30 protein-coding genes are annotated in these 24,747 nt (G+C 58.1%); 15 read left to right on the top strand and 15 right to left on the bottom strand.

Features of this window, described 5'->3' with window-relative positions:
- Nucleotides 1-15: 15 nt before the first annotated feature.
- Nucleotides 16-828, bottom strand: a complete 813-nt coding sequence (locus I9185_RS11100; RefSeq protein WP_210093077.1) for a quinoprotein dehydrogenase-associated SoxYZ-like carrier — start codon at nt 826-828, stop codon at nt 16-18.
- Nucleotides 829-950: 122 nt separating this feature from the next.
- Here I9185_RS11100 and I9185_RS11095 point away from each other — a divergent pair, with 122 nt between their 5' ends.
- A complete protein-coding gene (locus I9185_RS11095) occupies nt 951-1,982 on the top strand; it encodes a quinoprotein relay system zinc metallohydrolase 2 (protein ID WP_210093076.1) in 1,032 nt (343 codons plus the stop codon).
- A gap of 5 nt (nt 1,983-1,987) precedes the next feature.
- Here the strand turns inward: I9185_RS11095 and I9185_RS11090 are convergent, their stop codons facing one another.
- Both I9185_RS11090 and I9185_RS11085 read right to left on the bottom strand, forming a co-directional pair.
- Nucleotides 1,988-2,767 (bottom strand): pentapeptide repeat-containing protein, encoded by a 780-nt coding sequence (locus I9185_RS11090; RefSeq protein ID WP_210093075.1) that lies wholly within the window; start codon nt 2,765-2,767, stop codon nt 1,988-1,990.
- 29 nt (nt 2,768-2,796) lie between these two features.
- Nucleotides 2,797-3,411, bottom strand: a complete 615-nt coding sequence (locus tag I9185_RS11085; RefSeq protein WP_210093074.1) for a hypothetical protein — start codon at nt 3,409-3,411, stop codon at nt 2,797-2,799.
- Nucleotides 3,412-3,576: 165 nt separating this feature from the next.
- Between I9185_RS11085 and I9185_RS11080 the strand changes: the two genes are divergently transcribed.
- From I9185_RS11080 to I9185_RS11050, 7 genes are all read left to right on the top strand, one after another.
- Entirely contained in the window at nt 3,577-4,689 is a 1,113-nt protein-coding gene (locus I9185_RS11080; RefSeq protein ID WP_171637187.1) for an S-(hydroxymethyl)glutathione dehydrogenase/class III alcohol dehydrogenase, read from the top strand.
- Nucleotide 4,690: 1 nt separating this feature from the next.
- Complete coding sequence (gene fghA / locus I9185_RS11075) at nt 4,691-5,524, top strand: S-formylglutathione hydrolase (RefSeq protein ID WP_216598307.1); 834 nt, start codon at nt 4,691-4,693, stop codon at nt 5,522-5,524.
- Between the two features lie 55 nt (nt 5,525-5,579).
- Nucleotides 5,580-5,936 carry a cytochrome c family protein gene (locus I9185_RS11070; RefSeq protein ID WP_171637185.1) on the top strand — a complete coding sequence of 119 codons (357 nt, stop codon included), beginning with the start codon at nt 5,580-5,582 and terminating at the stop codon, nt 5,934-5,936.
- A gap of 134 nt (nt 5,937-6,070) precedes the next feature.
- On the top strand, nt 6,071-7,873 hold the full coding sequence (gene xoxF5 / locus I9185_RS11065; RefSeq protein WP_171637184.1) for a lanthanide-dependent methanol dehydrogenase XoxF5: 1,803 nt from the start codon (nt 6,071-6,073) through the stop codon (nt 7,871-7,873).
- A 69-nt stretch (nt 7,874-7,942) separates the two neighbouring features.
- The gene (locus I9185_RS11060) at nt 7,943-8,446 is read left to right on the top strand and encodes a c-type cytochrome, methanol metabolism-related (RefSeq protein ID WP_171637183.1); all 504 of its coding nucleotides are present in this window, start codon (nt 7,943-7,945) and stop codon (nt 8,444-8,446) included.
- Nucleotides 8,424-9,272, top strand: coding sequence for a substrate-binding domain-containing protein (locus I9185_RS11055; RefSeq protein WP_210093073.1), 849 nt, complete (start codon nt 8,424-8,426; stop codon nt 9,270-9,272). Before I9185_RS11060 ends, I9185_RS11055 begins: the two co-directional genes overlap by 23 nt.
- Complete coding sequence (locus I9185_RS11050) at nt 9,269-9,823, top strand: PQQ-dependent catabolism-associated CXXCW motif protein (RefSeq protein ID WP_210093072.1); 555 nt, start codon at nt 9,269-9,271, stop codon at nt 9,821-9,823. The genes I9185_RS11055 and I9185_RS11050 overlap by 4 nt, the downstream gene beginning before the upstream one ends.
- 1 nt (nt 9,824) lies before the next feature.
- Here the strand turns inward: I9185_RS11050 and I9185_RS11045 are convergent, their stop codons facing one another.
- From I9185_RS11045 to I9185_RS11035, 3 genes are read right to left on the bottom strand one after another with little or no spacing between them, the layout of a single operon-like run.
- A complete protein-coding gene (locus I9185_RS11045) occupies nt 9,825-10,643 on the bottom strand; it encodes a quinoprotein dehydrogenase-associated SoxYZ-like carrier (RefSeq protein WP_171637180.1) in 819 nt (272 codons plus the stop codon).
- Nucleotides 10,640-11,584: a beta-propeller fold lactonase family protein gene (locus I9185_RS11040; protein WP_348539736.1), complete on the bottom strand. Its 945-nt coding sequence runs from the start codon at nt 11,582-11,584 to the stop codon at nt 10,640-10,642. The genes I9185_RS11045 and I9185_RS11040 overlap by 4 nt, the downstream gene beginning before the upstream one ends.
- Nucleotides 11,571-12,110: an SRPBCC family protein gene (locus I9185_RS11035; protein WP_171637179.1), complete on the bottom strand. Its 540-nt coding sequence runs from the start codon at nt 12,108-12,110 to the stop codon at nt 11,571-11,573. The genes I9185_RS11040 and I9185_RS11035 overlap by 14 nt, the downstream gene beginning before the upstream one ends.
- Nucleotides 12,111-12,476: 366 nt before the next feature.
- Between I9185_RS11035 and I9185_RS11030 the strand changes: the two genes are divergently transcribed.
- From I9185_RS11030 to I9185_RS11000, 7 genes are read left to right on the top strand one after another with little or no spacing between them, the layout of a single operon-like run.
- Complete coding sequence (locus tag I9185_RS11030) at nt 12,477-13,610, top strand: ABC transporter substrate-binding protein (protein ID WP_210093097.1); 1,134 nt, start codon at nt 12,477-12,479, stop codon at nt 13,608-13,610.
- Between the two features lie 12 nt (nt 13,611-13,622).
- Nucleotides 13,623-14,594, top strand: a complete 972-nt coding sequence (locus I9185_RS11025) for a YVTN family beta-propeller repeat protein (protein WP_210093071.1) — start codon at nt 13,623-13,625, stop codon at nt 14,592-14,594.
- 19 nt (nt 14,595-14,613) lie between these two features.
- The gene (locus I9185_RS11020; RefSeq protein WP_171170174.1) at nt 14,614-15,051 is read left to right on the top strand and encodes a hypothetical protein; all 438 of its coding nucleotides are present in this window, start codon (nt 14,614-14,616) and stop codon (nt 15,049-15,051) included.
- Between the two features lie 15 nt (nt 15,052-15,066).
- Nucleotides 15,067-15,315, top strand: a complete 249-nt coding sequence (locus tag I9185_RS11015; RefSeq protein ID WP_210093070.1) for a PepSY domain-containing protein — start codon at nt 15,067-15,069, stop codon at nt 15,313-15,315.
- Between the two features lie 20 nt (nt 15,316-15,335).
- Nucleotides 15,336-16,301: an ABC transporter substrate-binding protein gene (locus tag I9185_RS11010; protein ID WP_210093069.1), complete on the top strand. Its 966-nt coding sequence runs from the start codon at nt 15,336-15,338 to the stop codon at nt 16,299-16,301.
- Nucleotides 16,302-16,307: 6 nt separating this feature from the next.
- Entirely contained in the window at nt 16,308-17,057 is a 750-nt protein-coding gene (locus I9185_RS11005; RefSeq protein WP_210093068.1) for an ABC transporter permease, read from the top strand.
- Complete coding sequence (locus I9185_RS11000; protein WP_171637170.1) at nt 17,054-17,650, top strand: ATP-binding cassette domain-containing protein; 597 nt, start codon at nt 17,054-17,056, stop codon at nt 17,648-17,650. Before I9185_RS11005 ends, I9185_RS11000 begins: the two co-directional genes overlap by 4 nt.
- Nucleotides 17,651-17,652: 2 nt before the next feature.
- On the opposite strand, the gene pqqE is transcribed toward I9185_RS11000, so the two are convergent.
- The 9 genes from pqqE to I9185_RS10955 form a co-directional block, all read right to left on the bottom strand.
- Nucleotides 17,653-18,765, bottom strand: coding sequence for a pyrroloquinoline quinone biosynthesis protein PqqE (gene pqqE, locus I9185_RS10995; protein WP_210093067.1), 1,113 nt, complete (start codon nt 18,763-18,765; stop codon nt 17,653-17,655).
- On the bottom strand, nt 18,765-19,037 hold the full coding sequence (pqqD, locus tag I9185_RS10990; protein ID WP_171723951.1) for a pyrroloquinoline quinone biosynthesis peptide chaperone PqqD: 273 nt from the start codon (nt 19,035-19,037) through the stop codon (nt 18,765-18,767). Before pqqD ends, pqqE begins: the two co-directional genes overlap by 1 nt.
- Complete coding sequence (gene pqqC, locus I9185_RS10985) at nt 19,037-19,786, bottom strand: pyrroloquinoline-quinone synthase PqqC (RefSeq protein WP_171118343.1); 750 nt, start codon at nt 19,784-19,786, stop codon at nt 19,037-19,039. Before pqqC ends, pqqD begins: the two co-directional genes overlap by 1 nt.
- Nucleotides 19,783-20,679 (bottom strand): pyrroloquinoline quinone biosynthesis protein PqqB, encoded by an 897-nt coding sequence (pqqB, locus tag I9185_RS10980; RefSeq protein ID WP_210093066.1) that lies wholly within the window; start codon nt 20,677-20,679, stop codon nt 19,783-19,785. The genes pqqC and pqqB overlap by 4 nt, the downstream gene beginning before the upstream one ends.
- 23 nt (nt 20,680-20,702) lie before the next feature.
- Nucleotides 20,703-20,804, bottom strand: coding sequence for a pyrroloquinoline quinone precursor peptide PqqA (gene pqqA / locus I9185_RS10975; RefSeq protein ID WP_117873022.1), 102 nt, complete (start codon nt 20,802-20,804; stop codon nt 20,703-20,705).
- A 102-nt stretch (nt 20,805-20,906) separates the two neighbouring features.
- On the bottom strand, nt 20,907-21,590 hold the full coding sequence (locus I9185_RS10970; RefSeq protein WP_171637164.1) for a response regulator transcription factor: 684 nt from the start codon (nt 21,588-21,590) through the stop codon (nt 20,907-20,909).
- Between the two features lie 4 nt (nt 21,591-21,594).
- Complete coding sequence (locus tag I9185_RS10965) at nt 21,595-23,196, bottom strand: HAMP domain-containing sensor histidine kinase (protein WP_210093065.1); 1,602 nt, start codon at nt 23,194-23,196, stop codon at nt 21,595-21,597.
- Nucleotides 23,193-23,984: an ABC transporter permease gene (locus I9185_RS10960; RefSeq protein ID WP_171363233.1), complete on the bottom strand. Its 792-nt coding sequence runs from the start codon at nt 23,982-23,984 to the stop codon at nt 23,193-23,195. The genes I9185_RS10965 and I9185_RS10960 overlap by 4 nt, the downstream gene beginning before the upstream one ends.
- Entirely contained in the window at nt 23,981-24,727 is a 747-nt protein-coding gene (locus tag I9185_RS10955; protein ID WP_210093064.1) for an ABC transporter ATP-binding protein, read from the bottom strand. The genes I9185_RS10960 and I9185_RS10955 overlap by 4 nt, the downstream gene beginning before the upstream one ends.
- Between the last annotated feature and the right edge of the window lie 20 nt (nt 24,728-24,747).

The raw sequence follows: 24,747 nt of genomic DNA, 5'->3' as shown, positions 1-24,747 counted from the left end.
ACGCAGGCCCGTCCGTCAGCTGGCCGCTGCTTTGGGCAGGTCTTTTTCGAACGTGTTGCCCTCGGTATCCGTTGCCTTGACCGTCAACATGGTCGAGCCGTTGTCATTGTAGGCAAAACGGAAAGCCGGGTTTTCCGAGATCGAGATGCCGCCATCCATCGTGAACAGCAACTCATCGCCCTGCCAGACTTCGATATGGTCGATGAAATGCGCGGGGATGAACAGTTGCGTCACCTGATCGCGTTGCAGGCCGGAATAGTTCGGATGGCGGATCATGATCTGAGCTTCTCGGCGTGATGTGGAAATCTGCGCCTCTTCCCCAAAGCTGCGCAGCTTCATCTTGCCCATGGACGCCAATGCGACCTCTGGGTCTTTGCTGGCCGGTGCCGAACAGCCGCCCGATGCTTTGACAAACCGGCCTGTCATATGAAGCCCGTCCGGCGTTTCAGCGATCACGCGAACATTTGAATATTGGTTCACGCGAACGCGCATCTCGAAATCCAACTGACCCATGGCCGGTGAAAAGCTGAAGACGCCGGCGATCGGGGCCGGGTTTTCGTCGATCACGACGGTGGCAGCAGAAATCCGGGCATCGGGATCAAGCTGTTTCAAAACGATCGGCACCGTTGCGGCATCATGCGCCCGGTATGGGGCGTCCAGCGAAAGCAGCGTGTCCGCGTTCCCGATCTGGGCGTCGCCCACGACATCGTATTGCAGGTCCTTCCAGGTTTCGCTGTCGACCAGCGGATTTTTGATCGGCTGCTGTGCCCATGCAGGCAGGGACAGCGCAAGAGAAAGGATCGCTGCGGGTGCTAGTGCTCTGGCCATGGTGTCTCCTCCGGCAACCGGTGGCCAAGAATGTGCCACAAAATGCGGGGAAAATACATGCCGACGAAAGGCGCGGTGGTTCGGGCAGAGATCTATGCCAATGTTCCGGTCGGAGGGCTGCCATGTTTGAAGCCGTAATTTTGCTATGCGCGCAGGTCGCGGCAGAGCCATGCAGAGAACAACTTTTGCCGGGTTACGAAGCCCGATCCCAGGCTGAGTGCGAGCAGAAGCTGAAATCAACTCCTCCGCCGCTGTCCGATCGGCGCAGCGGCGCGCCTTATTGCCAACCCATTGGCCAGGCTCTGGAATTTGAAGAAGCTGCGCCGGGTCTGTTCGTGCATCGCGGCTTGATAGCGGAACCCGACGCGGACAATCTGGGCGACGTGTCCAATATCGGGTTTGTCATTGGCCAGGAGAGTGTCGCAGTGATTGACACGGGAACGGCACCATGGATAGGCGAGGCTGTCTGGCGGGCCATTCGGGCCGAGACGGACAAGCCAGTCAGTCACGTAATTTTGACTCACATGCATCCCGATCACACATTGGGTACAGAGCCTTTGGCCCTTTCAGCTGCGCAGGTTGTTGGCCATGTGGGGCTGGAGAGAGCGTTGCTGGACCGGTTGGGCAACTATGTCGAAAGCCTGAGCGCCGCGATCGGCGAAAGCGCCTATGTGGGCATCGGGCCGATTTCCGTCGACATCGCCGTCGAAACCACGCACGAGATTGATCTGGGTGGGCGCAAAATGATCCTGCGGGCCTGGCCCCGGGCACATACCGGGAATGACTTGACCGTGATGGATGCAAACACCGGCGTCATGTTCACCGGCGATCTTGTATTTCACCGGCACACCCCGGCATTGGATGGTCAACTGATAGGCTGGCAACGCGTCTTGAAACAGATGACCGGGCTTGAGGTCACCCAAATCGTACCGGGCCATGGTGGGCCGATCCTGGCGTGGCCTGAAGGGGCCGAGGATATGATGCGCTATTTGAACGTGCTGGAAAGCGACACACGCAAAGCAATCGACAGTGGCCAGCGGTTGGGGGATGCGGTTGAAACGATCGCTCAGGAAGAAGCAGTGCACTGGGACTTGTTTGACACCTACAACCCGCGCAATGCAACGGTCGCATTCACCGAACTCGAATGGGAATAGCCCGGTCAGCGAATGGCCCGATCCACGTTTTTCGCTTCGTTCAGATTGGCCTGATCTGCGCCCTGAACATCAGTCAGCCGCGTCGCCGTCAAATCGGCGTTCGTAAAATCGGCACCGGACAAAGTGGCCCCTGTCAGGTCAGCCCCGCCCAATGTGGCCATCGACAAATCGGCATTGGTGAAATTGGCGTTAGGCAATTTGGCAAATTCCAGATCGGCGCGGGACATTTGCGCATCAGTGAAATCCACGTCCGATCCACGAGCCGAGGACAGAACACCGCGCATAAGCCCCATGGATTGGTTGCGCATGTCGGCCGAAAAATCCGCCCCTTTGAATACTGCCCGGTTCAGATTGGCCTTGGTAAAATCGGCGGCTGTTCTGGCATTTGTGAAATCCGTATCGCTCAGATCCGCCCGGCTGAGCTGGGTCTGGAACAGCTCGGCCCCGACAAGCGATGCGCCTGAAAGGTTGGCGCCGATCATCCAGGATTGGCTGAGAATCGCGCCGTCCAGAGTGGATCCCGACAAATTGGTGCCGTTCAATGATGTCGCTCGCAGGATCGCGTTGCTGAAATCCAACCCGGACAAGTCGAGATTGTTCAGCCAGACCCGGGTGAAATCGGCAGGGGCGTCGGCCGTTGCAGCCGCAAGCCGGGCCACGACATCAGCGCGGGTCATTTGCGCTTGGGTCATTTTGGGCAGAGTCATGTCAACGCCGCTGAGTGGGGACTGGCCCAGGGCCGAGAGGGGCGACAGCGTCAGAAAGATGATCAATACGTGTTTCATGTGCCCCTCCTTGCCCCGAGGGCGCTGATTTAACCCTGGTCTGAGGTCAATTGTTGCAGCATTTGCGAAATCGCGAACAGGCGCCGCTCGATGATTTGCGGCGTTTCACACAGATAGGTGATCGAGCGTTGACGGTCGGAATAGATAAGCTGATCCCAATCCAATTGCTCTTCCAGGGCGTCAACGCGGTCATGGTCGGGCGGGTCGGAAGACAGGGCTTGGTCCATTTCCACCCTGGCCAGATCAATCTTTTCGGCCAGATCGATCTGCTTGAGCGAAAACTCTCCGATCCCCGCGATGATGTGCTTGCGCCTTTTGGACAAGGTGTCAAAGACGCGCTGGAACACCTGACCCAGAATATCCGGATCCCCATTGTGCCGCGCGGCGAACTCTGCAACCTGGGGCCGAAGGTCTTCCAGTTCGATCCGCCTCAGGGCCAACAGCCCGGCGATTTCGTCGATGTCGGTACTGTTTTCAGCGGTTTCGCCGTCAACAACCTGATACGGCCACATGAGGCCCAGCGAAAGGTCCTCGACCTTGCGCTGAATGCACGGCCATGTTGGGTCGGAGAAATCCGCTGCCAAGCCAGGGCCAGCCGCACCCAGACAGGCCAGCGCCAAAACAATCAGCTTGCCGTTTGACATCACAGCTTTCCTCCACGCGGACATCATGCATGAAATGTGCGCGCGAAGTCCATTCAACCCAATACACACCATTGTCTTAATTGTTTGCACGTGGTGCTCGCCCCCATACTCGACCCAAGCTGCCGGACTGCGGTTGATTCCGGTGCCATGGGAGGACAGACGGAGATGAGAACACGCGCGGCGGTTGCTGTGGCGGCAGGCCAACCTCTGGAAATCATGGAGGTTGAGCTGGACGGCCCGAAAGCAGGTGAAGTCCTGATCGAGGTCAAGGCGACCGGTCTATGTCATACGGATGAGTTTACCCGTTCCGGAGATGACCCCGAAGGGATTTTCCCTGCAATTTTGGGCCATGAGGGTGCCGGGGTTGTTCTGGAGATCGGGGAGGGCGTTACCAGCCTAACCGTCGGCGATCACGTGATACCGCTGTACACACCCGAGTGCCGCGAATGCGAATATTGCCTGAACCCCAAGACAAACCTGTGTCAGAAAGTGCGGGCGACTCAGGGTGCCGGTCTGTTGCCGGATGGAACGACCCGGTTCAGCATGTTGGATGGCACACCGATCCACCACTACATGGGCTGTTCGACTTTTGCCAATCACACCGTGGTGCCCGAGATTGCGCTGGCCAAGGTGCGCAAGGATGCGCCGTTTGACAAGATTTGTTACATCGGCTGCGGCGTGACCACCGGCATCGGGGCCGTTATCAACACCGCCAAGGTCGAAATTGGTTCGCGTTGCGTGGTCTTTGGTCTGGGCGGGATCGGCCTGAACGTCATTCAGGGCTGTCGCATGGCGGGCTGTGATCAGATCGTTGGTGTCGACCTGAATGACGGCAAGGCCGAAATGGCGACTCATTTCGGTATGACCGATTTCGTGAACCCCTCGAACGTCAGCGGTGATATCGTGGCGCATCTGGTCGAATTGACCGGCGGCGGTGCGGATTATAGCTTTGATGCGACCGGCAATGTCGGCGTGATGCGGACCGCTTTGGAATGCGCACACAAAGGTTGGGGTGAAAGCATCATCATCGGTGTGGCACCCGCTGGCGCCGAGATTTCAACGCGTCCGTTCCAGCTGGTCACCGGCCGGTCATGGCGCGGAACCGCGTTCGGCGGTGCCAAGGGCCGGACGGATGTTCCGAAGATCGTGGATTGGTACATGGCCGGGAAGATCGAGATCGACCCCATGATCACGCACAAGCTGACGCTTGATGAAATCAACCACGGCTTTGACCTGATGCACCAGGGTAAATCGATCCGCGCGGTCGTGGAGTACTGACATGGGTTTGAAAACCATCTCGCAAAACCGCAGTTTCGGAGGGGAGCAGACCGTGTACTCCCACGCGTCCGAGACCTGTGATTGCGAGATGACCTTTGCCGTCTACCTGCCGCCTCAGGCCAAATCCGGCCCGGTGCCGGTGTTGTGGTACTTGTCCGGCCTGACCTGCACCCATGAAAACGCGATGACCAAAGGCGGATTTCAGGAGGCGGCCGCGGATTACGGTGTTGCGGTTGTGTTTCCCGATACGTCCCCGCGTGGTGACAATGTTGCCGATGATGACGCCTATGATCTGGGGCAGGGGGCCGGGTTTTACGTGAACGCCACCCGGGACCCGTGGCGGGCCCATTTCAGGATGTATGACTACATCGTCGACGAACTGCGCGACATCGTACTAAAGAATTTCCCTGTGCAGGATCGTCACGGGATCACGGGCCATTCCATGGGTGGGCACGGTGCGATTACGATCGCGATACGCAACTCCGACAAATTCGGGTCTCTTTCGGCATTTGCGCCGATTGCGCACCCGACGCGGTCGGATTGGGGCCGTAAACAGCTCAGCAGCTATCTGGGTGACGACGAAAACACCTGGGTCGCGCATGACGCCACCCTGCTGCTGGAAGAGCACGGCTGGAAAGGTGACCTGCTGATTGATCAGGGCGCGGATGATCAGTTCCTTGATCTGCTCAAACCCGAAGCGTTGGCCAACATGATGGCAAAGCGCCGCCAGCCCGGACAGATCAGAATTCAGGAAGGGTATGACCATTCGTATTTCTTCGTGAACAGTTTTGCGCGCGACCATGTCGAATGGCACGCGGAACGTCTCAGCCAATGAAAATAGCAAGGAAAGATTGATAGTGATCAGAACGGTATTCGCAGCAACCTGCCTCATGCTTTCCCCCGCCTTCGCAAGTGCCGAAGGCGACCCCGAAGCGGGTGAGAAAGTCTTTCGCAAGTGCAAGGCCTGCCATGCGGTGGGCGAGGGGGCTGAAAACAAGGTGGGGCCGATGCTGAACGGCATTGTTGGACGTCAGGCCGCAACCGTAGAAGGATTTGGCTATTCACCGGTGTTGATTTCGCTGTCCGAAGAAGGGCTGGTTTGGACACCCGAAGAACTGGACGCGTTTCTGACGAAACCGCGCGACTACGCGAAGGGGATCAAGATGACCTTCGCCGGGCTGCGAAAAGAGGACGATCGGGCCAACATCATAGCATATCTTGCGACCTTTGAGGACAGCGGGTCGTAGGAGATCGCATTGCTCTCCCACCTAAGCGACCGGAAAACCGTCGGTCGGGGCGAGCATCAACAGACACCGTAATCCGACCTGGGTGAGGTGTTGCAATGCAGAGAGAGATCGCTGCACGAAAGGGAGGAGATTGAATGAAAAATCTATCGCTTTGGACCTCCGGGATTGCCATTGCACTGGCCACCACGGCCTATGCAAATGACGACCTGGTTGCCCAGATGGAGAACGCAAAACAATGGGCGATCCAGACGGGTGACTACAAAAATCAGCGCTATTCCGAACTGGATCAGATCAACGCAGACAATGTAGGTGATCTGCAAGTGGCGTGGACCTTCTCGACCGGTGTTCTGCGCGGGCACGAGGGTTCACCGCTGGTGATTGGTGACATGATGTATGTCCACACGCCGTTCCCGAACATTGTCTATGCTTTGGATCTGGCAAATGAGGGCAAAATCGTCTGGAAGTATGAGCCCAAGCAGGATCCGGACGTGATTCCGGTCATGTGCTGTGACACGGTGAACCGCGGTGTGGCTTATGCGGATGGCAAGATCTTCCTGCATCAGGCCGACACCAAGGTTGTGGCGCTTGATGCCAAATCCGGCGATGTCGTCTGGGAAGTCCAGAATGGCGACCCGGCGATTGGTGAAACCAACACGGCCACGGTGTTGCCAATCAAGGACAAGGTCATCGTCGGTATCTCGGGTGGCGAATTCGGTGTGCGCGGGTCTGTTACGGCCTATGACATGAACTCGGGCGAGCAGGTCTGGCGGGCCTATTCCATGGGGCCGGATTCGGACATTCTTGTTGATCCGGAAAAGACCACCCATCTGGGTAAGCCGGTTGGCGCGGACTCGGGTACAAACACCTGGGAAGGCGATCAGTGGAAGATCGGCGGCGGCACCACATGGGGCTGGTATTCCGCGGATCTGGACGAGAACCTGATGTACTATGGCACCGGGAACCCGTCGACCTGGAACCCGGCGCAGCGTCCGGGCGACAACCGCTGGTCCATGACCATCATGGCGCGTGACATCGACACCGGCGTGGCAAGATGGTTCTACCAGATGACGCCGCATGATGAATGGGACTATGACGGCATCAATGAAATGATCCTTACGGAACAGGAAATTGATGGCGAGCAGCGCAAGTTGCTGACCCATTTCGACCGCAACGGTCTTGGTTACACCATGGACCGCGTGACGGGCGAGCTGCTGGTGGCCGAAAAATTCGACCCGGTTGTGAACTGGACAACTGGCGTCGACATGGATCCCAACAGCGAAACCTATGGCCGCCCGGCCGTGGTTGCGCAGTATTCGACGGAACAGAACGGCGAGGACGTGAACTCGACCGGTATCTGCCCGGCGGCTTTGGGCACCAAGGACCAACAGCCTGCGGCCTATTCGCCGAAGACTCAGTTGATGTATGTGCCAACCAACCATGTCTGCATGGATTATGAGCCGTTCCGCGTGTCCTATACCGCTGGTCAGCCCTATGTGGGTGCAACTCTGGCGATGTATCCGGCACCAGACAGCCATGGTGGCATGGGCAACTTCATTGCCTGGGACAACACTGATGGAAGCATCAAGTGGTCACTGCCAGAGCAGTTCTCGGTCTGGTCGGGTGCGCTGGCGACAGCGGGTGACGTTGTCTTCTATGGAACGCTCGAAGGGTATCTGAAGGCTGTTCATGCAGAAACAGGTGAAGAACTGTACAAGTTCAAAACGCCCTCTGGCATCATCGGCAACGTGATGACGTACGAGCAAGGTGGCAAGCAGTATATCGGCATCCTGTCCGGTGTCGGTGGCTGGGCCGGTATCGGTCTGGCGGCTGGTTTGACCAACCCGAATGACGGTCTGGGCGCCGTGGGTGGCTATGCCGCACTCAGCGACTATACCGCGCTGGGCGGTCAGCTGACCGTGTTCGCATTGCCGAACTAAGCCAAAGATCTGGCCGGCGCGGTTCAATCGGGCCGCGCCGGTATTCACTTGAAAAGAAACGAGCGTTCCATGAACCATTCTGTACGTCTTCTGGCTTCAATTCTTGCATTGTGCCTTCCTGTTGCCGCGATCGCTGACAATCTGGCAGTCGCGTATTCCGAAGATGGACGGTATTACACCGAAGACGATATCCCGACATTCAACGTGGCCGAGGATGGAACCGTGGACTGGATGACATTTTCGGGTTTCCGGCGCTATCACGCGGAATGCCATGTCTGTCACGGCCCGGATGGCGAGGGCTCGACCTATGCGCCGGCTCTGAAGGAGTCTGCGTTGGAAATGGATTATTACGACTTCGTTGATGTCGTCACCAATGGCCGCCAGGTGGTGAACGCCGCTGAAAACTCGGTAATGCCGGGATTTGGCGACAACCCGAATGTGATGTGCTTTCTGGATGACATCTATGTATACTTGAAGGCTCATGGATCGGGCGCGATCCCGCGTGGCCGCCCGCCCAAGAAAGAGGCGAAATCCGACGTGATCCGCGAGGATGAAGATGCGTGTATGGGCTAAGGCCTGCCTGCCGATTTTCGGACTTTGCGTCTGGCTTTGTCAGGCAGTGCCCGTGTCGGCGCAGACGTCTGACCTGGTTTCAAGAACGGCTTTTCGCGTCTGTGCGGATCCAGCCAACTATCCCATGTCATCCGAGGATGGATCGGGATTTGAAAACAAACTGGCCGAATTGATTGCCGCAAAGCTGGAATTGCCCGTGCAATATGTCTGGTTTCCGCAGGCGACGGGCTTCATACGGAACACGCTGGCCGCCAAACGTTGCGATGTGGTGATCGGTTATGCGCAAGGTCATGAGCTGGTGCAGAACACCAACCACTACTACACGTCCGCCTATGCGCTGATCGTGCCAATGGACAGTGATCTGGCCCAGGTGGACAGGCTGAACGCTCCCCTGCTCAAAGGGAAACGGATCGGGATCGTGGCGGGTACACCACCCGCGGCTCATATGGCGCGGAACGGGCTGATCGGGCAAGCCAAGCCTTATAACCTCTTCGTTGACCGACGTGTGGAAAGCCCGGCCATCGACATGCTGGATGACCTGCAAACAGGTGAGATCGATGCGGCCATTCTTTGGGGTCCGCTGGGCGGACCACTGGTCAAGGCAGACTATCCTGATTTCAAGGTGATCCCGCTGGTCAAGGAAGAGCTGCCACCGCGCCTGTTCTATCGAATCACCATGGGCGTGCGGCAGGGTGAGAAGGTTTGGCAAAGACAGCTGAATTCCCTGATCCGGCGTAACCAGGGCGGGATCAATTCGTTATTGGCCGAGGCCGGTGTTCCCTTGGTGAATGATCTGGGGACAGAGGTTCTGGACCTGTCGCAATGATGCGGGCAACGGTGGCAATTGCGTTGATCTCGACTGCCGCAATAGCGCAGACAGTACCCGAACCAGGTGATTATCGCATGGACCACTACCGCGCGCCGGTGCCGGATCAGATAACCGGCGGGACGGTCATCGGCCCGGAAGAGGCGTACGGCCTATGGCAGGAACAAAGCGTCGCGTTCATCGACGTTTTGCCGCAGCCGCCCAAACCGGCCAATCTGCCTGAAGGCACGATCTGGCGCGACAAGCCGCGCGACAGCATTCCGGGATCACTGTGGTTGCCCAATGTCGGCTACGGCGCAATTGCCGATGTTACGACAGACTATTTTCGTACCGGTCTAGAAGCCAGCACCGATGGCGATATCGACCACGGTCTCGTGTTCTTTTGTCTGGAAGATTGCTGGATGAGCTGGAATGCCGCCCGACGCGCAATCGAATGGGGATACACCAAAGTCTATTGGTTCCCGGAAGGTACCGACGGCTGGGCCTTGTGGGGCTATCCGCTGGAACGTGTAAAGCCAGCCCCGGGCCAGCCCGTTGCCGGAGGCGGCTGATCTAAAAACCCGCCAGTTTTTTGTGTAAGTGACTGACCGTGCCGTCCGTATCCGTCATGGTCACGTCAACCGCTTGCGCCCTGCTTGGAACGGAAATGCCGACCCTTGGGTTTTCGGACAGTGAAATCGACCCCGTCATCTGGACATACCCCGCGCCATCAAGATCGATATCCACGGTCTCTACATATCGCATCGGGATGAACAGCAGGGAAATCTGATCCATCTGCATACCGGAATGCGACGGGTGATCAATGTTCAGATCCATCTTGTTGGCCCGGTTCGCCCCCAGGCTGGACAATCGTGCCCGCGTGTTCAACGCAGGGACGCGGCCCACCAGTTCGGCCTCCATCGTTCCAAGGTTTGCCAACGCCAGTTCCGGATCAGTTCCGGGAGGTGCCGCGCAAGCGCCAAGGCCCGAGGTTTTGACGAAAGTTTCCGATACCCAAAGGCGGCCATCCGTGGTTTCGGCGATGACATGCATCGGGGTCGGGCCGTTCACGCGCATGGTCACGTCGAAGTAGAAACCCGGCAATGGTTCTTCCAACTCGAACACGGCAGAAACCGGCATCGGGTTTTCGTCCAGCACCAACGTCACCTTGGCCACTTTCGTCCCCTGAGGGGCCGCAACCTGAGCCGCCAGTTGAGCCCGCGCATCATCGGGCGTGCGATAGGGGGCATCAATCGCGATGAACGCATCTCCGTTTTGCATCAGTCGGTCGCCATACAACATCGCTCGGACATTTTCCCATGCCTCGTTGGATGCCCAAACCGGAGCCGCCAGCACACAGAACAGGACTGCAATCAGATGAGAAACTTTCATGGTCGTCCTCCTTGCAGGAACCTGCCAAAGGCACGGGGCCCATCACAGGTTTCCATAGTTTCTACCACCGACAGTGCCTGCGGGTCCACGATGCTGACGGTGTTGTCGAACCAGTTTGCGATGACCAGAAGATCTTCGCCCGCCGTCGCATCAATGCCTTCGGGGTATTCTCCAACATCAATCACGCCCTCATGTTCGAGCGTCTCCAGAGATATGACGCTGAGCGTATTGGCATATTGGTTCGTGACGAACGCCCGGCCGTGGGCGAAGGCGATGCCGTAAGGGCGTTCCCCGACCGGGACCGTTGCGAGAACGGCGCCAGTTTCTGCATCGACCACGCTGACATCATTGCTGCCGACATTGCCGACGAACAGACGCCCATCCGGGTCAAAACGCAGCCCGAAGGGGCGTGATCCAACCGGGCTGCGGTGCAGAGGCTGAAGAGTGTCGGCATCGAAAACCGACACCTGGTCCGCGTCCTTGTCGGCCGACGCCAGAAAACGCCCGTCTTTCGACATCGCAATACCCGCCGGGGCGGCTCCAGTGGGCAACTCGGATTGAACTTTCAGAGTTTCACTGTCCAGCACCCACAGTCGGGCGTTGTACCAGTCCGAGACGAAAACCCGCCCGCGATCCTGATCCAGTGCGATTCCAATCGGCCCCCCTTCAAGCGTATCTTGTGCGATCGTTTCACCGGTCTCGGCAGACAAACGCCTGACCATTTTGCTGTCCGGGGACACGGTGAACAGCGTCTCATCCAGACCAACCGCCACACCCGCAGGCTTGCCAGGAAGGGGCCAGCGGGCCGTTTCCTGCATCCGCGCAAGATCCATCCGGCTTAGTTCCTCACCGTTCTGACAGGTGATGAATGCTGTCTGTGCCAGTGTCGGGCTGCCAGAGAGCGCCAAAAACAACATCAGCAGTTGGCTAACTTGCCGCACCGAACCGCTCGATCAACGCGTCGAGACCCGCCTGATAGACGCCGGTCACGGCGGCAATGGCGGCTTCGTCATTCAACTCGGCCGGAGGATCGTTGTTTGGATACCCGCGATAGAAGGCACCGCGCCATTCGATGATCGAACCACCTCCGTCGCGCGGTTTTACCGTCAGATGCGACGAATAGTTGGTGACAGGCAGCACCTCTACCGCGACCTCGGTGATCCGGTAGGAGTAGCTCATTTTTTCCGCGCTGTACTTGTACAGAATTTCATTGATCGTCGGACCGCCTTCCTGGCCAAGTGTCAGCAATCGGGTCGCATCGACCTCGTTGCCGCCGTTTCCTTCGGTCGCAAACACAGCCGGATGCCACGACATGTCATCAAAGTTCCCGACAACGGCCCAGACTTCCTCTGGTGAGGCTGCGACCTCGGCAGTCAGCGTGACTTTCTGCCGGGTCGGCCCGTGGGCCCAAACCAGACCCGGAACCAGCAGAGCGGCGGTTGCGGCAAGAAGAAATCGTCGATGCATTCCATGTCCTCCCTGAATGCGCAGAGCGTTGGCAGACGCTGCGCGCTCGCGGCGTTTCTTCTGTCAGACCTGACGGCCGGGCGCACCTCGCCAGTCACCCGTCACACCCCCTGAAAAATCGGCGGGTGTCGCGGGAAACCGCAGCAAGATCAACCATATACGCGCATTCTTATAAAATAAGAATCGAGCTCAATGATGAAGCTGATAGGCTTTGTTTTACAACACGGCCAAAAGTATCGGTTCCGTTTTTCGGGGCGCTATGCTCCTGGTGTTTCAATCTGAACTCTGACTTTCAGGCAACGGGAGGACATCTTGAATACTCGCCTGCTGCCGCTGCTTGCGGCGCTTCTTTGGTGTGCATCCGCGATGACCGCCGCGGCGCTGGATGTGAAGGCTGCGGTGCTGCGGATCGACTATCCGTCGCTTCTGCCGATCTCGCGATATGATCTGAAACCGGACGACCTGGGGTTTGCCGGTGCCGCGCTTGGGGATGAGGATAACGGAACCACGGGCGGATTTCTGGGACATACCTACGAGACCATCACGATGGCCGTTCTGCCGGAAGAGGCTGACGCCGCAATGGACCAGATCCTTGCCGGAGGCGTGCGCCTGATCGTCCTTTTGGCCAAAGCGCCTGACATGTTGCGCCTGACGGACAAGGCGGCAGAGTCCGGGGCGCTTGTTTTCAACGTGTCTGCACCTGATGTCGATCTTCGCGACGCAAACTGCCGGGGCAACCTGCTTCATATCGCCCCGTCCCGCGCCATGAAGGCCGATGCGGTTGCACAGTTTGCCGTCTGGAAGAAATGGGGCGACTGGTTCCTGTTGGCGGGATCCAACCCCGAGGATGTCCAGCTTGCAGACGCGTATCGCCGCGCAGCCAAAAAGTTCGGCGCGAAGATTGCAGAAGATCGAACCTTTGCGGATACCGGTGGGTCTCGTAGAACGGATTCAGGTCACGTCCTTGTTCAGCGCCAATTGCCATTGGACACGCAAGATGCGCGAGACCATGACGTTGTGATTGCCGCAGACGAAACTGATTATTTCGCGCGCTATCTGTCCTATCACCTTTGGACTCCGCGCCCGGTGATGGGGTCAGGCGGCTTGCGTCCGACGACGTTTCACGGCGCGCATGAGGCATGGGGCGCGACCCAGTTCCAGACCCGTTTCGAGGATCTGACAGGCCGTTATGTCCGCCCCGAAGACTACAACACCTGGCTTGCACTGCGCGTGATCGGCGAGGCCGTTACCCGTGCCAGTACGGCAGAGCCCGAAGGTGTTCGGGATTATGCTCTGTCGGACGAGTTTGAGCTTGCCGCATTCAAAGGACAGAAAGTGACATTCCGCGAATGGAACGGGCAGTTGCGTCAGCCGATCCTTCTGTATGACGGGTCGATCACTGTCAGCGTCAGTCCGCAAGAGGGGTTTCTGCACCAGGCCTCACCGCTCGATACGATGGGATTGGATCGGGCGGAATCCAGCTGTCACGCATTTGAGTAACCGGAGGTATTGATGAAACGACTTTTGTTGACTGTTGCCTGTGTTGCGCTGACCGCGGGTCCCGTGTTTGCGGGCAAGGCTTTTGTCTCGAACGAGCGGGGCAATACGATTACCGTGGTTGATACCGAAACCTGGGAGGTGATCACCGAATTTCCAGGCGGCAACCGACCGCGCGGGATCACCGTCAGTCCGGATGGCGGCACGCTGTATGTCTGTGCCTCGGATGACAATATTATCCGAGTATTTGATACAGAGACCTATGAGGAACTTCCCAGTTTGCCCTCTGGTCCGGACCCCGAGCTTTTCATTCTCGAACCCTCGGGCAAGCGGCTCTATATCGCCAATGAGGACGACAACCTGGTGACGGTCACGGACACTGAAACCCGCACCATTCTGGCCGAGGTTCCGGTCGGCGTCGAGCCCGAGGGCATGGGGATCAGCCCCGACGCCAAGTTCGTGGTCAATACGTCCGAGACCACCAACATGGCGCATTTCATTTCCACCGAGGATTATTCTATCAAGCATAATGTCCTGGTCGACCAGCGCCCGCGCTATGCCCAGTATACAGCGGATGGAAAGCGCCTGTTCGTGACATCGGAAATCGGCGGAACCGTCACGGTCATGGATATTGCAGAAGACGGAACGCCGACGGTTGTCGGCAAGATCAGCTTCGAAGTAGCGGGCGTGCAGCCGGAATGGTTGCAGCCTGTCGGTGCCAAGGTGACATCGGATGGCAAACGCCTGTTCGTTGCTTTGGGGCCCGCAAACCGGGTTGCCGTCGTTGACGCGCAAAGTCTTGAAGTGCTGGACTATATCTTGGTGGGGCAGCGGGTCTGGCAGTTGGACTTCACACCGGACGAAAAATATCTGCTGACCACGAATGGCAATTCAAACGACATCACCATCATCGATGTCGCCGCTGAAAAGGCGATCAAATCGGTGCAGGTCGGGCAACAGCCCTGGGGTGTGGTGACCATTGACTGAAGTTCTGGGAGGGACAGGAATGAAGAAACTTATGATCGCGGCCATGGTCGCGGCGCTCGGTGGGCCGATATCGGCGGCACCTCTTTGCGATGATCTGGGATTTGCCGGGCTTCTGGCGAAATGCAACCGCGGGGAAACCATCAAGCTGACGCTTGCTTCGGGGCAACCGTTGGGTGAGGACGTGGTTCTGCAATCCGGCGCGTATTACAAGCTTGAGATCACCGCTGACGGTTCGGCGGAATTGGCCATCGAGGGGCCGTCTTTCTTTCGCGCGATCTGGATGAATGAGATCGTGATCAACAAGATCGAGATCCGTCCTATGGCGGTGGACAGCATCGAGTTTGACAAGGCCGGCGTCGCCGAATTGTCGTTTATCGCGATCAAACCCGGCAGTCATGAAATTCGCATCCCCGGTTCCACCGGTGACACGCAACGCATTACGGTGAGTATTCAGTAACGGAGAGATAACGTCATGAAAAGATTTGGAATGTTGATAACCGTCGGGCTTCTGGCGGCCCCGGCTTTCGCCGACGACATTGACGCGGAAACGGTGGAAAAGATCGAAGCCTATCTTGCCTCTGTCGAGTGCCAGATGGACCCGGATGATATCGAGGTTGAAGACGATGGCTATGATCTGGATGACGTCATCTGCAAGGGCGGCAACCAGTTCGATATCAAGCTGGACAAGGATTTGAATGAAGTCAGCCGAAAGGCGGAATAGCGAATAAAAGGGATCGGGTCATGACCAAACTTCTTGCCGCCTGCCTTGCACTTGCACTCAGTTCGGGGGCTTTGGCAGCCGAGACCCTGCCGACCATTCGCGCGGCCGTACTCAAGATCGGAACGGTGAATTGGGAACTGGAGACCATTCGCCGGAACGGCTTGGATCGGAAACATGGCTTTGTCCTTGATGTTCAACCATTTGCCGACAATGGCGCAACGCGTATCGCGGTCGAGGGGGATGAGGCTGATTTGGCGGTTGCCGACTGGATTTGGGTTGCTCGTCAAAGGGCTGCCGGCAAGGACTATGTGTTCATCCCTTATTCCAAAGCCGTGGGCGGCGTGGTTGTGCCCGCTGACAGCCCGGCAACCAGTTTGAAGGACCTGTCGGGCGGCAAGATCGGCATCGCGGGTGGTCCGCTGGATAAATCCTGGCTGATTTTGCGCGCCTATGCAGCAAAAGAATACGGGATGGACTTGAAAGCCGACACCGAACAGGTGTTCGGTGCGCCCCCGCTGATCTTCAAATCTGCTTTGAACGGCGACTATGCCGGGGCAATCAATTTCTGGCATTTCCTGGCCAAGATGAAAGCGTCCGGCATGAAAGAGCTGATCTCGGTTGAGGAAGCCGGGCAGGCTTTGGGGCTCGACACAAATACGCCCTTGCTGGGCTATTACCTGAAACAGAGTTTTCTGAACGAACACCCCGACCTTGCGCAAAGCCTGTTTGCCGCCAGCCGCGACGCCAAGGACCTGCTGGCCAATTCGCCCGAGGCATGGGAGGCGATCAGACCGCGCATGAACGTCAAGTCTGATGCACAGTTTGAACAACTCAGGCTCGATTGGATCGCCGGTATTCCCGATCGTCGCCCGGTCGATGCGGTCGCGGCCAACAAGATGCTGGAACTTATGGCCGAATTGGGCGGGGCTGAGCTGGTGGGCGCTGCGACGACAGTGCCACAGGGTCTTTTTGCTGACGTGGAATAGGATCAGATGCAAAACGCGCGCCTCACGCCGCTTTTGTCCATCGCAGGCCTTGTGGCGTTGTGGATTGTTGCGGCGTCGCTGACCGCAGACCCTCAGATTCTGCCGCAACCCTGGGACCTGATCCCCCGGTTTCAGCAAGAACTTGCGTCAGGCGAATTGCTGCGCAGCCTTGGTGCGACACTGTTACGTGTGATCTGGGCCTTCGTGTTGGCGATGACATTGGGAACGATCATTGGACTGGCCATGGGCCGGTCGGATGCGCTGAACCGCTGGCTTGATCCATGGCTGGTTGTCTTCCTGAACCTGCCCGCGCTGGTTCTGATCGTGCTGTGCTACCTCTGGATCGGATTGACCGAGGCTGCGGCGATCACGGCGGTTACGCTGAACAAAATCCCCAATGTCGCAACGATCCTCCGAGAGGGCGGCCGGGCGCTGAGCCCGGATCTGGATGCGTTGGCACGGGTCTACCGGATGCCGTGGCAAAGGCGACAGCGCCATGTGATCCTGCCGCAGCTTGCCCCGTTTATCGCAGCTGCCGCACGGTCCGGGCTTTCTCTGATCTGGAAAATCGTCCTCGTGGTCGAGTTTCTTGGGCGCTCATCCGGTGTCGGGTTTCAGATCCATTTGTATTTTCAGCTGTTCGATGTGGCAATGGTGCTGGTCTACGCGTTTTCGTTCATTGCTGTCATGCTGGTTGTCGAATGGCTGGTTCTTCAACCTTTGGAGCGCAATGCTCGACGGTGGAGAACTGCATGATCCGAATTGACATCCAAAGGAAGCGCTTTGAACACCACGCCGTTCTGGGCCCCATTGCATTTGACATCGCCGCTGGGGAAACGGTCGCGCTGACCGGACCATCGGGCATCGGAAAGACGACGCTGCTGCGATTGGTGGCAGGCATTGACCCGGATTTCGAAGGCCAAATCGTGCGGCCGGATCGGCTTGCCATTGTGTTTCAGGAACCCACTTTGCTGCCATGGCGTTCGGCTTTCGATAATCTCGCCCTGATCCATGGTGACCTGTCGAAGGCTGACATTGACGCCGCGCTGTCAGACGTCGGCCTGGACGGAAAGGGGGATTTGTTTCCCGGTCAATTGTCATTGGGTCAGCAGCGCCGGCTTTCTCTGGCGCGCGCCTTTGCCGGGCAGCCTGAATTTCTGATTATGGACGAGCCTTTTGTGTCACTGGATACCGAAACGGCCGAGACGATGCTGACTCTGACCGAGGACCTCATCACGCGGCATCGCCCGGCGACCCTGTTCGTGACGCATTCCAAACCCGAAGCACGGCGGCTTTCCGACCGGATCCTGACCCTGGTACCCGGGCCCAGCGGTGCGGTTCTTGGTTAGGGTCATTCCGCAGGCTCTCTCGCCGCACCGGGTGCGGTACGATATGTGAAGGGTGCATCCGATTTGGCGGCATGTTCGTTTGCCTGGTTTTGCAGGGTCTGATGGTGGGGTGATTTGATGCAAACCGGATCAGCGGCGCTTGCGTCTCCGATAACGGCCATGGCCTGACAGCGGCAGCCACCAAAATCAATGGTTTTGCGTTCGCAGGTTTTGCACGGGTCCGACATCCAATCCGTTCCGCGATAGGCATTGAACGCGCTGCCATGGAACCAGATATCCGCAAGCGGTTTGTCCTGTACCCGGTCAAATGTCAGATGCGGGATGGACTGTGCCGCATGGCAGGGCAGAACCTGACCGTCTGGCGCCACGTTCAGCCCGGTTGTCCCCCAACCGCCCATGCATCGCTTGGGGTAGTCGTCGTGATAGTCTGCTGGAACATAATCGATGACCAGTTGCCCCTTGAGGTCTTTCCTGGCCTCGGCCACCTGTCGCGTCACCTGTTGCGCCTGTTCCCGCGTCGGCATCAACGCATCCCTGTTCCGCAAGGCCCAGCCGTGGAACTGCACTGTTGCAACTTCGATCCGCCGGGCACCCATCTCCTGTGCCAGTTCCAGCGCCCGCGGCAGTTGGTAGGCATTGTGACGGTGCAGCACGAAGTTCAGGGTCAGCGGAAACCCGATCTTCTTGATCCATTCGACCGTTTTCATCTTGCGGTCAAACCCGCCGCGATAGCCGCCTACCTTATCCGCCATCGCGGCGTCGGTGCCCTGAAGAGAAAGCTGGATATGGTCCAGGCCGACTTCGTCCAGCTCATACAGGCGTCGCTCGGACAGGCCGATCGCCGACGTGATCAGGTTGGTGTACAACCCGGCCTCACGCGCGGCATTGACCAGCGCAACCAGATCGCGGCGGGATGCGGGTTCGCCACCGGAAAGATGCAATTGCAAGACACCAAGTGCCGCCGCTTCTCTGAAAACACGTGCCCAGCTTTCGGTATCCATTTCATTGTCGAGTTTGGCCATTTCGACTGGGTTGGAGCAATAGGGGCAGGACAACGGACATCTGTGCGTCAGCTCGGCCAGCATGGCAATGGGGGGAGGGGGTTTTACCTGCATCAGATGACATCCAGAAAGCGACGGGCCCGAAGGGCATCCAGAAACCCCGAGCTGTCTTCGACAATCTGTTCTTCCGGGGCGTTGTATTGCCTGGACAGTCTCGCGGTGATCTGACCAAAGCTGCGTTGGCCGTCAACTTCGCTCAGAATCGCATGTCCGATCTGATCCAACGTCACGGCCCGTTCAGGTGCCAGCAGAACCCATTGTTCTCGCACGGAATCGAAATGGATGCGGACACCACGCGGTAGCAAGGGGACCTCCTGCGCCAACATTACGACGCCTGCCGCATCCGTAAACCGGTGTCCGGCTTCCATGCCCCCGGAGGAATTCGTGCAGGTTCGACATAGGCGCCCCACAGGGCATCCAGCTGCGACCAGAGGACATCGGTCTTGAAAATCAGTGCCTTGGCTGCCGCGTCCTGTTTTTCAGCGGTGTCGGCATGATCCAATACCCATGCCAGACCAAAGGCCACATCCTTGGGGGCTTCTTTCAGGCGGTTGCGGAAATAGGCAAGCGAGCTGTCATCCGCAAAATCGTAATGCCGAAGCAGGCCTTCGATCCTGTTGGCATGAATCTTGGGAGCAAACAATTCAGTGAGTGAGGCCGCAACCGCTTCCAGCAACGACTTTTCGCGGACGTATCGCACGTAAGCGTCCACCGCAAATCTGGTGGCAGGCAATACGCCGTCGCATGAGGCGACATAGTCCGGATCCAGACCGACGGCTTCGGCCAATCGCAACCAGCGCCGGATACCACCTTCGTTGTCTTCCGTGCCGTCATGATCTTCGATCCGCGACCGCCAGGCTCGGCGCAGCGCAGGATCTTCTACACGCGACATGAAGGCGGCGTCCTTCATCGGGATGGAATGCTGATAATAGTAGCGGTTGATCACCCAAGCCCGCACTTCGTCAGGCGTGCATTGACCACCGTGCAGGCGATGATGAAACGGATGAAGGTCGTGGTAACGCTCGGCTCCGATCTGACGAAGCCGGGCCTCGAACTCTTTTCGGCTTTGGGTCATAGCGTTATCTCCATGCCATCCTGGCCTATCGTCCAGCCTTTCGCCCGTGCCCGGGCGTTCTCGGCGCTGTCGGGGCGCAGAACCGGATTGGTGTTGTTCATGTGGATGAACACTTTCCGCCCGATTTTCATATCGGCGAAACCAGCGATCGATCCATCGGGGCCGTCCATCGACATATGGCCCATGCGCTTGCCCGTTTTCTGACCCAACCCGGCCTGCAACATTTCCGTGTCGTGCCAAAGCGTGCCGTCGAAAAACAAAAGATCGGCCTCGTCAAGTCGGGCGCGCAGCTCGGGCGTCAATGCGGCACAGCCCGGTATGTAATATGCCGTCTTCCCCTGCGCGCTCAGCGCCACTCCGACGGTTTGTTCGCCAACCAATTCGGTTTCGACATGTTCCCCTTCCAGATACAGAGGCACTTTGCCGGGCACCGAAAACAATGTTGCCTGCAAGCCGGGAACCAGATCAAACGTCTGATTCAACGAGATAGGCGCGCGAGTCACGACCGAGGCGTTCAAGGCGTCGAAAATCGGGTTCTGCGCGATGACGTCCTGAATGCTCTGGGTTGCAAACAGCGTGAATGACTGCATCTCGCGCAGCGTCAGCAAGCCGGCCACATGGTCGATGTCACCATTTGTCACCAGCACCGATTGAATCGGCACCTCTCGCAACCCGGACGGATACAAGACAGGCGTTTTGCCGATCTGCGTTCGAATATCCGGAGACGCGTTCAGGATGGCCCAGTTCTGGCCATCGGGTGAGACCGCGAGTGATGATTGCGTCTGCGCCGGAATATGTCCGCTTCGGGCCAGATTGCAGTTTTCACATCCGCAATTCCATTGCGGAAGGCCGCCGCCAGCAGCGGCCCCAAGTATTATTGCGCGCAACGTCATTTAATGTTGGCGCTTGCAGCTGATCAAATCAGGCCGCCACCGCGCTCATCGTCATGATCGGGGCCGTACATGTTGATTTCCATGCCGCATTCGATTTCGCGAATAACAGGTCTGTTCCAAGCCATATCAGGGTCCTCCTCCTAGAATGTGCTTGCGAGCAATGTGGCAGGTCTCATGCGCCCGTGCGACTCTTAATTCATAAGAAGGATTTAGACTTTGGTCGGTACTCAGGCGTCATCTGACAGTGGAGCAGTTCCCTGAAGGCAGAAGCCTTGATTGCGTATGGTTTTGATTTCAAATCCAAAATCATCCGACCCCAATTTCTTTCTCAGATATCCGATGTAGACGTCCACCACGTTTTCGTTACTGGACCCGTCCTGTGACCAGAGCGTGTCAAACAGTTCTCCTCGGGATATTGGCGATCCGGCCTTGCTGTTGAGCAGTGTGAGCAGTTCGAATTCACGTTCGGTGAGCGCAATGCGTGTCTCGCGGATCGAAAGTGTTCTGTCCCGCGACGACAGGCGCGCGGGGTCCGGGCGCTGAGACAGCACGCGTTGTTCCTGTACCTGCAACCGGGCGACAAGCTCATCAAAGCTGAACGGCTTAATGACGTAATCATCGGCCCCGGCTTCAAGCCCGGCGGCACGATGATCGACATCGGAAAGGGCAGACAACATCAATATCGGGATTCCGACCCCGGCAAGACGCGCGGCCCGGACCAGTTCGATACCACTGTCGGTTCCCAGCATGACATCGACAATCGCGCCCGAGAACACACCGCTTTTCAACCGCTCCAACCCTTGGTCGGCGCGGTTTTCAGCCTCGGCTGAGTAGCCGTGCAGCGACAGGCCCCGGACAAGGGCCGACGTGATTCTGGGGTCGTCATCTATGATCAGCAGTCTGGAGACCATTTTTCTATGCCTCCGCCAGTGGTAGTCGAATGCAGACATTTGTACCGGCATTTGATCCCAAGGCGTCTTCACGCGGAACCGGGCTTGCCACCGAAATGGTTCCTTCATGGGCCTCTATAACCCACCTGGCCAGTGCCAGCCCGACACCGAAACCCTGACTGTTTGCTGCCCCTCCTTGTACAAACCGCTCGAAGATCCGGGTTTGGGCGCCGGCGGGAATTCCGGGGCCGTTATCGGTCAGCTGTATTTGAACGCCACCATCAACCGATTGACCGGACAGCAACAACGCCTTCCCGTCCCGCGCATGTCGGATCGCATTGCGTATCAGACTGAGCAGGACCTGACGAATCCAGTTCAGGTCACAGTGCAACGAACAATCCGGGAAGTCGCCCGTTTCAAGCTGCATGTCGGCGCCGTCGATTTCAGGTTGAATGTCGCTCACAACTGTTTGCATCAGATCGCATAGTGCAACGTTGGTTGGTTCCAGAGCCAGCTCACCGGTTTCGGAACGGGCGACGCGCAGCAAATCATCGATTCTCTGGTTCAGTTTTGCGGCGCTGCTTTCGATTGTTGCCAACGCCTCTGGCGCGGTCTGGTTATCCCTCTGGCCTATCTGAGCTTCCATCATGATGACCGTCAGCGGTGTGCGCAGTTCGTGACTGACATCAGCAAAAAAGCGGCGCCGGTTTTCGTCGATCTTGGACAGGGACTCATTTGCAGCGCTCAGTTCGCGGGTTCGCTGGGCAATGGTCTCGTTCAACCGGGCCCATTCTGCGTCAACCTCGGCCTGGCGTTTTCTCAATGCAGCGGCCATGCGGTTGGTCTCGCCATATAACTGGCCGATCTCATCATTGCGGGTTTGAGGCAGCGAAATTGCGAATTCGGATCGGCCGACCTGAACCGCCGCGTTGCGCAGCCGATCCAGACGAGAGAACTGCGGTCGCACCAGGCCAAAATAGAACCACGCCGTGCTGAGCAAGGCGAACAGTGCCAGTGCCAGTGCCGCCCAGGTCAGAACCCAGCGGGTCCTTTCGATTCCCGCCATGACGGAGTTTCGAAACAGTACCTCGGTATTCACCGCCTGGCTGAGAAGGGGATCAAACGCCGACGCAAACGAGTCGACATAGGCACGGAGCTGGGCCTGATCGGCGTCTGCGTCGGCTAGCCCTTCCAGCGTGCTGGCCAGCAGCGCCTCCATTCTGGCCAGACCCAGGGATTGGGTTCCGTATCGCGATTGTTCGTCCAGCCCCAGGGATTGAACCGCGGCAACGGCATCTTCCACATCGGAACGAAGGTTCAGAAACGTTGCCCCAATTTGGTCTTGGATCGGCGAAAGGCGATCGAGTCGAGACTCGACCGTTTGGCCGGTCTGTATCGACTCGGTTGCGATCACAAGAAATGTGGCCGCCTGGGTCGACAGAGCAGCATATCGTGCCATGCGGGTTTCCGATGCCAGTGCCGTTTCCAGGTGGCTGGCGACGGTCTGCATCCCGAAGTAAAGGATTGCGGCCGCCAGCAGGGTGCCTGATCCCAGCACGACGGCCCCAAGGCCCAGGCGTGTTTTCAGAAGCAGACTCCGCTTTGCGGTTTGTGGCGCGGCCGTCATGATTTCCGCCTCATCAGGCCCCGGGCCGGGTCGTACCCCCAAACGGCGATCGCGCTCAGTATCGCGGTTGACGCCAGAACCCACAGCAGGGCCCCCCAGTTGATCTGCAAGTAAAGCAGAAACCGGATCAACTCGACCACATGCGTGAAAGGATTCAGCGCACAGATATCCCGCAGCAATGGCGAGCTTTCAGCCATTTTCCACAGCGGATAAAGGGCGGAGGACAGGAAGAACATCGGGAAGATGACAAAGTTCATCACCCCGGCAAAATTCTCCAGCTGCTTAATGAAACTGGACAGCACCAGCCCCAGCGCGCCCAGCATCAGACCACCCAGAACCAGCCCCGGCAAAACCGCGACATAACCGGGTAACGGCAGTACAATGCCGAACACAGCGGCCAATGCGAGAAACGTATAGACTTGCAGGATGGATATCGCCGTTGATCCCAGCAGACGGCAGAACAAAAGCCACCAGCGCGGGAACGAGCTGGTCAGCAGAAGGCGCATCGAGCCCATCTCGCGGTCGTAGACAAGGCTGAGCGAGCTTTGCATCCCATTGAACAACAGAACCATCGCACACAGTCCGGGGACGATATAGGTCTCGTAAGTGATATAGGTCTGGTAGGGTGGAATGATCGACAGGCCGAGGGCCGCGCGAAACCCTGCTGCGAAGATCAAAAGCCAAACCATTGGCCGGACCAGGGCTGCCAGAAATCGTTCGCGTTGATGGATGAAGCGCAGAAACTCGCGTCCGATGATGGCGCGGGCGACTCCCAGGAATCCGTTCATGTCGGGACCTCGGTTCGGGACAGGAACCAATCGGACAGTGTTTGATCCCCCCGCAGGCGGCCCACCTGCCCACTGGCAAGAATCTGACCGCGATGCAGAACCAGAAGCTGGTCGTCGTCGCGCATTTCATCTGTCAGATGCGTGGCCCACAAGACGCACAGCCCCTGTTCCGCCAGGTCGTGCACATGGTCGGTTATCGCGTGCCGAGCCGCGGCATCAAGCCCAACGGTCGGTTCGTCCAACAGCAACACCGAAGGTTCGTGCAACAGGGCCCGAGCCAGCTCCATACGGCGGCGATGACCGCCATTGAGATCGCGCACTCGTTCCCCGGCGCGGTCGCGCATGTTCAGCCGATCCAGCGCCGCGTCGATACGGCCGGGGACTTCGGATCGCGACAACCCATGCAGAGCTGCGAAATAGGCCATGTTCTGGCGCACCGTCAAACCCAGATCCAGTGTCGGTTGCTGAAAGACCACGCCAAGCTTTGCCAGCGCCCTGCGTGGGGATTGGCGCAGATCATGGCCCGCGACCGTGATTTCACCGTCCGGCGCCACAAGCAATCGCGTGAGCAGCGACACCAGTGTAGATTTTCCGGCCCCATTCGGACCGAGCAGACCGCAGAACATCCCCGCCGACACGTCAAAAGAGACAGCATCCAAAGCCGCCTTGGCGCCATAATGAAAGCTCAGGTCGCGTACGGCGAGACCAGGATCGGTTTCCGCCGAGGGGCGCGCGTCTGACATTCTTCCTCCGTCCCGAACCA

The sequence above is a fragment of the Ruegeria sp. HKCCSP346 genome, from assembly GCF_017872595.1.
Taxonomy (GTDB): Bacteria; Pseudomonadota; Alphaproteobacteria; order Rhodobacterales; family Rhodobacteraceae; genus Ruegeria.
This window is presented reverse-complemented; position numbering and strand designations above follow the sequence as displayed.